Here is a 10,063-nt window from a genome sequence, read left to right as displayed (position 1 = left end):
GAAAAAACCTTAACGATGGTAAACACACCGCAGAGCATCCGCCGAAAAATCGATTAACTCTGTCCTCGTCAACTTAACCCCCAATACTACTAATAAAAATTATATTATTGTTAAGTTCTGGCGCTTATAAAGTAAATACTAAAATTTTTTTAGTATTTACTTGTAGTTTACGATAATTTTTCTTTTATAAGATTAGCTAAGTTATTAGCTAACTCATTGATTTGACCTTCCTCTTTACCCTCTAGCATAACTCTAACTAATGGTTGTGTTCCAGATGGTCTAATTAATACTCTTCCACAACCTTCCATTAATTCTTCTATTCTTGCTATTTCATTTTTTATTTCTTCAACTTCCATGAATTTATTTTTCACTTCATTTTTTACTTCTACATTCACTAATACTTGTGGGTAAACACTCATTATTGAAGCTAATTCTGATAAAGTTTTATTTTCTTCTTTTATTATCTTCGATAACATTAATGAACTTAAAACTCCATCTCCTGTAGTGTTATAATCAAGGAATATCATATGCCCTGATTGTTCTCCACCTAAGTTAAGATTACCTTTTTTCATAGCTTCTATAACATATCTATCTCCTACATCTGTAGCTTCTAGATTTATACCTTGTTCTCTTGCTGCAACATTTAACCCTATGTTAGTCATAACAGTTATTACTAATGTGTCATTTGACAGTTGTTTTTTCTTCTTAAGATATACTGCACTTAATATCATTATATGGTCACCGTCTACAATGTTTCCATTTTCGTCAACAGCAATTAATCTATCTGCATCTCCGTCATATGCTAATCCTAAGTCTGCCTTATTTTCTACTACAGTTTTTTGTAACATTTCTGGATGAGTTGATCCACATTTATCATTTATATTCTTTCCATTTGGAGTTGTATTTATATCTATAACATTTGCTCCCAATTCCTTGAATACTATTGGTGCAACTTCGTAAGAGGCTCCATTAGCACAATCTAAAACTACTTTCATTCCAGTTAAGTCTATATTTATTATAGATTTTAAATAATCTGCATAGTCTCTTAAAGCATTGTGCTCATGATTTATAACTCCCACATTTTCTCCAGTTGGGTTACAATCTACTTTTTCTATGTCTTCAATATATTTTTCTATTTCTAACTCTATTTCATCATCTAACTTATACCCATCTTTATTAAAGAATTTAATACCATTGTCTTCCATAGGGTTATGTGATGCCGATATAACAACACCACAATCTGCATTATATTTTCTTGTTAGATATGCAACTGCTGGTGTTGGTATAACTCCTACTGGAATTATATCGCATCCAACTGACATTAATCCAGCAATTAGGGCTGACTCTAACATGTCTCCTGACATCCTTGTATCTTTACCTACTACAACTTTTACTCTGTTGTCTCCTTGAGCTAAAACATACCCTCCAGCTCTTCCCAATCTATATGCTAAATCACAAGTAAGTTCTGTATTTGCTACTCCTCTTACTCCATCTGTCCCAAAATATTTTCTCATCAAAAAGCTCCTTTCATAACGAGAATATCTATATCCGTAAAATTATTTTTATCAGTTTATGTATTAAATATTAGTCTTTAATTATAACCATAGGATTATTTTAATACTTAAACGAAAAAAAGACAATAGAATTATTTCTATTGCCTTTTTTATATAATATAAAAATTTTATTTTTCAAATTATGCTTTTACAGTTTCTACTGCATCCATACCTTTTTGTAAAGCTTCTCTATTCATTGGTATGAATTTAGATTTTCTTTCTCCGAAAACTTTTAAGAAAGCTTGAAGAACTGATTCTATATCAACTGATTCAGTAACTTTTAAACAAGCACCTAACATTATCATATTAGCAACTTTAGGCATTCCTATTTCAGTTGCTAATTCATTAGCTGGTATATAAGTTACATGAACATCATCTCTTTCAACTTTTGCATCTATTAATGAACTATTAACTAATATATGTCCTCCTGGAACAACATCGTTAACAAACTTCATAGAAGGTTTGTTCATTATAACAGCACAAGTAGCATCATCTGTTATAACAGGTGATCCAACTGGCTTATTAGATACAGTTACTGCACAGTTTGCAGTACCTCCACGCATTTCTGGACCATAAGATGGTAACCATGAAACTTCTTTCCCTTCAAGCATTCCTGCATAAGTTAATAATTGTCCCATAGACATAACACCTTGACCACCAAATCCTGCACATATTACTCTTGATGTTGACATATTATTTCGCCTCCTCAACTTCAACTTCTATATCTTTTTTGTTTCCTAATTCATAGTAAGACATCATATTGTCTCTTAACCATTGTAATGCATCATTTGGGTTTAATCCCCAGTTAGTTGGACAAGTTGATAATACTTCAACTATTCCAAATCCTAATCCTGCTTGTTGAACTTGGAAAGCTTTCTTTATAGCTTTTTTAGCTTTTCTTACGTTAGCTGGTGTATCTACAGAAACTCTCTCTACAAATACAGCACCAGTTAAAGTTGCTAGCATTTCACTAACTCTTATTGGGAAACCATTAAGCTCTGCACTTCTACCAGCTTGAGCAGTTGTAGCTTTTTGTCCTAATAATGTAGTTGGAGCCATTTGACCACCAGTCATTCCGTAAATTCCGTTGTTTACGAATATAGTAGTTATTTTTTCTCCTCTAGCTGCAGCATGAACTATTTCTGCCATACCTATTGAAGATAAGTCTCCATCACCTTGATATGTGAATACTACATTGTTTGGATGAGTTCTTTTTACTCCTGTAGCTACTGCTGGAGCTCTACCATGAGCAGCCTCATGAGTATCTACGTTAAAATATTTATATGCTAAAACTGAACATCCTACAGGAACTACACCTATAGCATCTCCTAATACATTCATTTCCTCTAAAACTTCTGCTACTAATCTATGGATTATACCATGAGTACATCCTGGACAGTAGTGAGTAGTAACATCTTGTAACCCTTCTGTTCTCTTAAATACTACAGACATTATTTAGCACCCCCTATTATTTCTTTAGCTTTATTAGCTATTTCAGCTGGAGATGGTATCATACCTCCAGATCTTCCGTAGAAGTCTACTGGTAATTTACATTCACAAGCTAGTTTAACATCGTCTATCATTTGACCTAAACTCATTTCAACAACCAATAAGTTTTTAGCATTTGGTATTTCTTTAAATGCTTTGTTAGGGAATGGCCATAATGTTTTAGGTCTTATTAAACCTACTTTGTGCCCTTCTTCTCTCATTTGATCTACTGTTGTTTTAACTATTCTTGAAACAGTTCCATAAGCAACAAATACTAATTCTGCATCTTCTGCATGATACATTTCATATTGAACTTCATTTTCTTCTATTGCTTGATATTTCTTTTCTAATTTTAAGTTGTGTTGCTCTAACTCTTCTGATTGTAAGTATAAAGAGTTTATTACATTAGGTATTCTTTTACCTTTTGTTCCATTTGCAGCCCAAGTTTTTTCTGGTAATTCTCTAGTTCTTCTTTCTTTATCAAAATCAACTGGTTCCATCATTTGACCTATCATACCATCTGCAACAACCATAGCTGGTGTTCTGTATATGTCAGCTACATCAAATGCTTCTATTATCATATCAACTGCTTCTTGAACAGATGCTGGAGCGAATACAGGTGTTCTATAGTCACCATTTCCTCCACCCTTAGTTGACATGTAGTAGTCTGATTGAGATGGTTGTATAGTTCCTAGTCCTGGACCACCTCTCATTATATTTAAAATTACGCATGGTACTTCTGCACCTGCACAATATGTTATTCCTTCTTGTTTTAATGCTACCCCTGGTGAAGATGATGATGTCATAACTCTTGTACCAGTTCCTCCTGCACCATAAACCATGTTTATAGCAGCAACTTCAGATTCTGCTTGTACAAAAGCTCCTCCAACCTTAGGTAGTTCTCTTGATAAATATTCTGGTAATTCACTTTGTGGAGTTATTGGGTAACCAAAGAAGTAGTGGCAACCAGCTTCTATAGCTGCTTTACCAAATGCTTCGTTACCTTTCATAAGAATTTTAGCCATTATTAATCCCCCTTATTTTAAATAATTAATCTCTTTCTACTGTTATAACTACATCTGGACACATTAATGCACAACTTGCACAGCCTATGCATTTTTCTTCATCAACTATTTTAGCTGGGTTATAACCTTTTGCATTTATAACCTCTGTGTCAATCGCAAGTATTCCTTTTGGACATGCTTCTATACATAATCCACAACTCTTGCAGCGTTCTTCATTGAAAATCACTTTTCCTTTAGCCATTATTAAGCCTCCCTTAATTATTTCTTATATTGAGCTCAAAACTACATCCATTCTTCCCTTAGATAAAGTTTTATAGGCAATATATCTCCTTCTAAATCTTTTGGTAACTTATCTACAAGGCTTTCTAAGCAACAAACATACTTAATTGGTATATTTTTAATTTTAGAAACCTCTCTTACAACTTCCTGGCCTTTTAATACATCGTCTACTGTTGTTTCTCTTAGTAGATGAGTATTATTTACAAGGCCTGTTACCTTAAGTTTTGAAGAAGCTTCTATTGCATCTATAAACCCAAGAACCTCTTGTGCAGTTTGAGTTTTCTCCCTGTTAGCGTTAACTACAAAGAACATATCGTAGTCTTCTGGTTTAAAGTGTTCAGCAAATCTACCAACCACTCTTCCACCTACATTGTCTCCACCTACATCTACCACATAGTTAACTTTATCATCATGTAGTGGTCTCATTACTTCTGCTGAAACAGCTGGAACATCAAGTGTTGTTGTTTGAATAGAGCTGTCAATAGGTGTTATTCCTAACTGTCTCATTAAATCTTTCTTTTCTCTTGTTCTAAAATATACATTTACCACATCTAAATCAGCTAGTGCAACTTCTCCATCAACTAATTCTCTAAGCATAGTTACATAGTTCATAGAAACTTCACTTTTTCCACTTCCATAATGACCTATAAAAAGTCTAACTCTTTTGTCGTCTTTTATCATAAAATTTCACCTATTTTCAGTATATATTAATAAGCTGAAGCTTCTTTTTCATAATCTAATGATTCTTCTTCGCCATTTAATACTCTAAGTCCTCCTTGTGCAAGAGCAATCATTTCATCTTCTCCTGGATAAGCTTTTACAGGTGCTATAAACTTAACTCTGTCTTCTATTTTTTCTCTTATTATTTGAGAATAAGCTATTCCTCCAGTCAAGATTATTGCATCCACTTCACCTTTAAGAACTGTAGAATATGCTCCTATTTCCTTGCATATTTGGTAAACCATAGCATCATATATTAAAGCAGCTTTTTCATCGCCCTTAGCAATCATATCTTCAACATCTCTCATGTCATTTGTTCCTAAATAAGCAACTACTCCACCATTTCCTTTTATTCTTTTTCCTATTTCAGCCTTGCTTAATTGATCTCCATAGCATAATCTCATTAATCCACCAACTGGAAGTCCTCCACTTCTTTCTGGTGAGAATGGACCTTCTCCATCAAGACCATTTGTGTTATCAATTACCTTACCTTTTTTATGAGCACCAACTGTAACTCCTCCACCCATGTGAACTATTAATAAATTACAGTCTTCGTAGTTTTTATTCATATCTTTAGCAGCTCTTCTACCAATTGCTTTTTGATTTAAAGCATGGAAAATACTTACTCTTGGAATTTCTGGTACTCCAGATATTCTTGCTACATCTTCCATCTCGTCAACAACAACTGGGTCTACTATGAAAGATGGTATAGATACTTCATCAGCCATTTCTTTTGCTATTATTCCACCTAAGTTAGAAGCATGCTCTCCTAGTACACCAACTTTTAAATCTTCTACCATTGCATCACTTACTTTATAAGTTCCACCTTGTATTGGTTTTAAAAGTCCTCCCCTACCTACTATTGCATCTAAATCTTCTACTTTTAAATTTGCTTCTTTTAAAGCATCTTCTATAACACTTTTACGAAATCCAAATTGATCTGCAACTTTTTCGTATTTACCTATTTCTTCTGAAGAATGTCTTAATGTTTTCTCATATAATAATTCTTCATTTTCAAATACAGCAATCTTAGTCGACGTTGATCCTGGATTTATTGTTAAAATTTTATAATCTCCCACTATAGTAACCTTCCTTTATTTATTTTATATTATTTTTTTGTACTTGCTAAAACCCCTAAAGCTATTGAGTTTAACTTTGTTTTATCACTATCAGCTCTAGATGTTAATATGATAGGTGCTTTTGCTCCTACTATTAAACCTGCATTTTCACATTTTGCAAAAAACGCTATAGATTTATATAATACATTTCCCGCTTCTATATCTGGAACTACTAATACATCAGCTTTTCCTGCTATAGGGTGATCCATTCCTTTATGTCTTGCAGCTTCTTCGCTAATAGCGTTATCTAAAGCAAAAGGTCCCCCAACCATACATCCTTTTATTTCCCCACGAAGGTACATATCTTCTAATTCTTTTGCCTCTACAGTATCCTTCATCTTAGGGTTAACCTTTTCCTTGGCGCATATTAGTGCCACCTTTGGTTCTTCTATATCTAATGATCTTGCGACTGAACATGCATTTTCAATTATTTGCTTCTTAGCATTTACATCTGGAGCTAGGTTCATAGCTGAATCTGTTACAAAGAATAGTCTATCGTATCCTTCTATATCGAACACTGCTACATGGCTTAATATGTTACCTGTTCTTAATCCAACTTCTTTATTAAGTACTGCTTTTAATATAATTGAAGTGTCTACTAACCCCTTCATCACCATATGAGCTTCTCCACTAGATACTAACTCTACGGCTTTTAAACATGCTTCTGACAAATCTTTAATGTCTACTAATTTATAATTTTCTAGGCTTATACCTAATTCATCTGCAATTTCTTTAGTTCTTTCGATATCACCAACTAAAATTGCATTTACTATATTTTCTTTTCTAGCATTTTCAACTGCTATTAGTACCTCTTTGTCTTGACAACAAGCTACCGAAACAGTTTTTGGACCTCTTTCTTTAGCAAATCTAATAATATCGTCTATGTTCCTCATTTTCTCCTCCTAAATTTCAAATATTTAGTTGTTTTAAAACTTGGTTTAATTGATGCTCTTTTGATTTAAATAATCTAAAGATTTGTTTCAACTGCTTTTATATTTTTTATGCAAACTTTAATTTTTAAGTTTTTACATTTTTTTATTTCTACATATATTCTAGCATAAATTATTTATGATTGTATAATATTAAAATGAAATTTTAAATAAATTTTTTAATTATTATTATTTTTGCTGGTTTATATTTAAATTTAATGAGTAAATAAGCGACTTCTGGCAGATAAATATTTTTTTATAACTACTTTTTTTGACAAAAAATTTAAATTTTCAGAAAATTCTAACTTTGTTTTCTTAATATTTTTTTAATTATACTATATTTTATTAAATTTAATTCGATAAATTCTTAACAAATTAAAAAGTGTAACCTGTTAATTTGTATACAAAACATCAACTAGGTTACACTTATTTTTATATAAAATTTTTATTTTCCAACAGTACTTGGTATTATTTTAACATTCTTAAAAGATGTCTCTGATTCATATTTAATTATGTACTCTTTATTTTTATCATACCCATTTTCTAAATCTATATATAAATTTATATCTGATTTAGATAACTTTGTACTATTACCATCCAATTGAACTTCAACATTTATACTGTCAGGAATATTTAGATCTGACGCCTTTATCTCCTTAGTATTGTTTCTTAGTTCTATCTCTGAATTATTATATATTAATCTCTGAATTAAACTCTCTTCATCCTTTGGTTTTACGATTGTAGTAGTTTCTTCAGCAGCTACACCTTCTGGTATGATTAAATCTACTTTCTTAGAAACCCCTATATCAGTAGAATCTATTTTTTGAGTATTTATATAATTAATTTTTTCTAATACTTCTTTTTTACCTTTTATCATTACTATTTCTGGTGTTAACTCATATACCTTAGTATCTGCTTTTTCATCTTTTAATTGAATATTTATAGGTACTTGCTTTTCTTCTAAAAATGTTACTTCTGCATTTATAGTTTTTATATCTAAATTAACCCCTTTAACCTCTTTACCATCTGTATCCACCGGCATTAATTTTACACTTTTAGTTGCTTTATTTTTATCCTTGGTATCTACTTGAATAGTTGCGTTTATATAGTCAACTTGATCTGTTAAAACCCTCGGTCCTGATATATTAACCACACTTTGTTGTAATGTAACTGTGTCTACATCATCCTTATATTGTCCAATTATTTCAGTATTAATATTTTTTTCTTGGTGTACAAGTTTTTCCAATTTAACAATTATAAAATCTGATTTAAATTCATATGATACTTGTTTTGTAGTATTAACTTTTAAATAAAGATAATTTTTACCCTCAATTGGATTGTTTATAGAGCCATATATATGTATATCATCTTTACTTATTTTTTGCAAATTAGATAGTTTTCCTGTTATATAAATATCAGCTACTAAATCTGTTTCTGGATATACTATCAAGTCATTATCTTGTAGTTCCTCTGCATTAGTTATAGTCACAGGTATATTTTCAAAAATTTTTGTATCTTCTGGGTCCACTATAGCCATGACATACATCCACAATACTATAGAACTAAGTAAAGCTATTAATTTTATTCTTGTATTTCTTTTTAAATTATTCTTCATTTAAATATCCCACCTTTAAAGAAACTTTTGTCTTCAGCTGTTGTTTTATTTAAATTTTTCTTTAATATATTAGCCATTCTTTCCTTAGCAATATCTCTATACAGTTTGCCTGATTTAGCTATAGAAACCTCTCCCGTTTCTTCGGAAACTATTAAAGTGATACAATCAGAAACCTCACTTATTCCTACACCAGCTCGATGCCTAGTTCCCAAATCTTTTGTTAAATCTTTGCTTTGACTTAAAGGTAGGAAACATGCCGCTGCTTTTACTTTATTACCTCTTATTACTACTGCACCATCATGTAGAGGTGTGTTTGGTATAAATATGTTTATTAATAATTGTCTCGAAACATCTCCATCAATTATAGTGCCAGTTCCTATTATATCTGATATTTTTGTTTCTCTTTCCAATATAATAAGAGCTCCTATTTTTTGTCTGGATAGCGAGTATAACGTTTCTACAATTTCATCTATTGTCTTATCTAATTTTTTATTTTCAGCGTTTTCTCCACCTTTTCCAATCAAATTAAAATTTGTTCTCCCTAAATGTTCAAAACCAGCTCTAAGCTCAGGTTGGAATATTATGCAAACTGCTAGAACCCCTACATTTAATGCATTCACTAAGATCCAGTACAATGTATGTAATTTAAATACAGAACTAAGTTGAGTTGCAAGTAATAAAACTACTATTCCCTTAAAAACTTGCTCTGCTCTTGTATCCTTTATAAACATAAAAATTTTATAGAATATGTAAGCTACAATTAATATATCTACAACATCATTTATACTCATTCTTAATATTATATCAATAAAACCATTTAAAAAAGAATTTATATCGGACATATTTTATCCTCCTACTCAATAGTTTCTTAACCTTTTACACTATGTATTATACTATAATAATACAACTATATACAAACTATCTTATTTAATTCAATATATTATTTATTATATTTATATTTTATTATTATAAGGTTAATTATATATTTATTTCATTTTTTTATAAAAAAAAAGTTTCACTAATGTGAAACTTTGATTGGTGAGCGCACAGGGATTCGAACCCCGGACACACGCCTTAGAAGGGCGTTGCTCTATCCAGCTGAGCTATGCACCCATATTATTGGAGCGGGAAACGAGATTCGAACTCGCGACTTCAACCTTGGCAAGGTTGCGCTCTACCACTGAACTATTCCCGCATAAAATTTTGTAAAATGGTGGGACCAACAGGGCTCGAACCTGTGACCCCCTGCTTGTAAGGCAGGTGCTCTCCCAGCTGAGCTATGGTCCCGGGAATTAATTAAATTGGAGCGGGTGAAGGGGATCGAACCCTCACAGCC

Annotated in this window: 10 protein-coding genes and 3 tRNA genes; all 13 read right to left on the bottom strand. The window is 31.7% G+C overall.

What is annotated here, in order from left to right; genetic code table 11:
- Nucleotides 1-167: 167 nt before the first annotated feature.
- Nucleotides 168-1,514 (bottom strand): phosphoglucosamine mutase, encoded by a 1,347-nt coding sequence (gene glmM / locus K0040_RS19010; protein ID WP_228110291.1) that lies wholly within the window; start codon nucleotides 1,512-1,514, stop codon nucleotides 168-170.
- A gap of 179 nt (nucleotides 1,515-1,693) precedes the next feature.
- A complete protein-coding gene (locus tag K0040_RS19005; protein WP_074920446.1) occupies nucleotides 1,694-2,245 on the bottom strand; it encodes a 2-oxoacid:ferredoxin oxidoreductase subunit gamma family protein in 552 nt (183 codons plus the stop codon).
- 1 nt (nucleotide 2,246) lies between these two features.
- Nucleotides 2,247-3,005, bottom strand: coding sequence for a thiamine pyrophosphate-dependent enzyme (locus tag K0040_RS19000; protein ID WP_074920447.1), 759 nt, complete (start codon nucleotides 3,003-3,005; stop codon nucleotides 2,247-2,249).
- Nucleotides 3,005-4,066 (bottom strand): 3-methyl-2-oxobutanoate dehydrogenase subunit VorB, encoded by a 1,062-nt coding sequence (locus K0040_RS18995; protein ID WP_228110290.1) that lies wholly within the window; start codon nucleotides 4,064-4,066, stop codon nucleotides 3,005-3,007. The genes K0040_RS19000 and K0040_RS18995 overlap by 1 nt, the downstream gene beginning before the upstream one ends.
- A 25-nt stretch (nucleotides 4,067-4,091) precedes the next feature.
- Nucleotides 4,092-4,307, bottom strand: coding sequence for a 4Fe-4S binding protein (locus K0040_RS18990; RefSeq protein ID WP_039681417.1), 216 nt, complete (start codon nucleotides 4,305-4,307; stop codon nucleotides 4,092-4,094).
- A gap of 41 nt (nucleotides 4,308-4,348) precedes the next feature.
- Entirely contained in the window at nucleotides 4,349-5,026 is a 678-nt protein-coding gene (locus K0040_RS18985; protein ID WP_074920450.1) for an ATP-binding protein, read from the bottom strand.
- A gap of 26 nt (nucleotides 5,027-5,052) precedes the next feature.
- On the bottom strand, nucleotides 5,053-6,144 hold the full coding sequence (gene buk, locus K0040_RS18980; RefSeq protein ID WP_331476372.1) for a butyrate kinase: 1,092 nt from the start codon (nucleotides 6,142-6,144) through the stop codon (nucleotides 5,053-5,055).
- Nucleotides 6,145-6,173: 29 nt separating this feature from the next.
- Nucleotides 6,174-7,076: a phosphate butyryltransferase gene (locus tag K0040_RS18975; RefSeq protein WP_228110289.1), complete on the bottom strand. Its 903-nt coding sequence runs from the start codon at nucleotides 7,074-7,076 to the stop codon at nucleotides 6,174-6,176.
- 481 nt (nucleotides 7,077-7,557) lie between these two features.
- Entirely contained in the window at nucleotides 7,558-8,727 is a 1,170-nt protein-coding gene (locus K0040_RS18970) for a CdaR family protein (RefSeq protein ID WP_228110288.1), read from the bottom strand.
- Nucleotides 8,724-9,569 (bottom strand): diadenylate cyclase CdaA, encoded by an 846-nt coding sequence (gene cdaA, locus K0040_RS18965; RefSeq protein WP_228110287.1) that lies wholly within the window; start codon nucleotides 9,567-9,569, stop codon nucleotides 8,724-8,726. Before cdaA ends, K0040_RS18970 begins: the two co-directional genes overlap by 4 nt.
- A gap of 194 nt (nucleotides 9,570-9,763) precedes the next feature.
- A tRNA-Arg gene (locus K0040_RS18960) sits at nucleotides 9,764-9,840 on the bottom strand.
- A gap of 7 nt (nucleotides 9,841-9,847) precedes the next feature.
- Nucleotides 9,848-9,922, bottom strand: a tRNA-Gly gene (locus tag K0040_RS18955).
- 16 nt (nucleotides 9,923-9,938) lie between these two features.
- A tRNA-Val gene (locus K0040_RS18950) sits at nucleotides 9,939-10,014 on the bottom strand.
- Nucleotides 10,015-10,063: the final 49 nt, after the last annotated feature.

The organism is Terrisporobacter petrolearius, from assembly GCF_020748185.1.
Lineage (GTDB): Bacteria > Bacillota > Clostridia > Peptostreptococcales > Peptostreptococcaceae > Terrisporobacter > Terrisporobacter petrolearius.
This window is presented reverse-complemented; position numbering and strand designations above follow the sequence as displayed.

Bases quoted from the DNA above. Each gene is read 5' to 3' on its own strand.
- glmM (WP_228110291.1), bottom strand. From the start codon at position 1,514: ATGAGAAAATATTTTGGGACAGATGGAGTAAGAGGAGTAGCAAATACA.
- K0040_RS19005 (WP_074920446.1), bottom strand. From the start codon at position 2,245: ATGTCAACATCAAGAGTAATATGTGCAGGATTTGGTGGTCAAGGTGTT.
- K0040_RS19000 (WP_074920447.1), bottom strand. From the start codon at position 3,005: ATGTCTGTAGTATTTAAGAGAACAGAAGGGTTACAAGATGTTACTACT.
- K0040_RS18995 (WP_228110290.1), bottom strand. From the start codon at position 4,066: ATGGCTAAAATTCTTATGAAAGGTAACGAAGCATTTGGTAAAGCAGCT.
- K0040_RS18990 (WP_039681417.1), bottom strand. From the start codon at position 4,307: ATGGCTAAAGGAAAAGTGATTTTCAATGAAGAACGCTGCAAGAGTTGT.
- K0040_RS18985 (WP_074920450.1), bottom strand. From the start codon at position 5,026: ATGATAAAAGACGACAAAAGAGTTAGACTTTTTATAGGTCATTATGGA.
- K0040_RS18975 (WP_228110289.1), bottom strand. From the start codon at position 7,076: ATGAGGAACATAGACGATATTATTAGATTTGCTAAAGAAAGAGGTCCA.
- K0040_RS18970 (WP_228110288.1), bottom strand. From the start codon at position 8,727: ATGAAGAATAATTTAAAAAGAAATACAAGAATAAAATTAATAGCTTTA.
- cdaA (WP_228110287.1), bottom strand. From the start codon at position 9,569: ATGTCCGATATAAATTCTTTTTTAAATGGTTTTATTGATATAATATTA.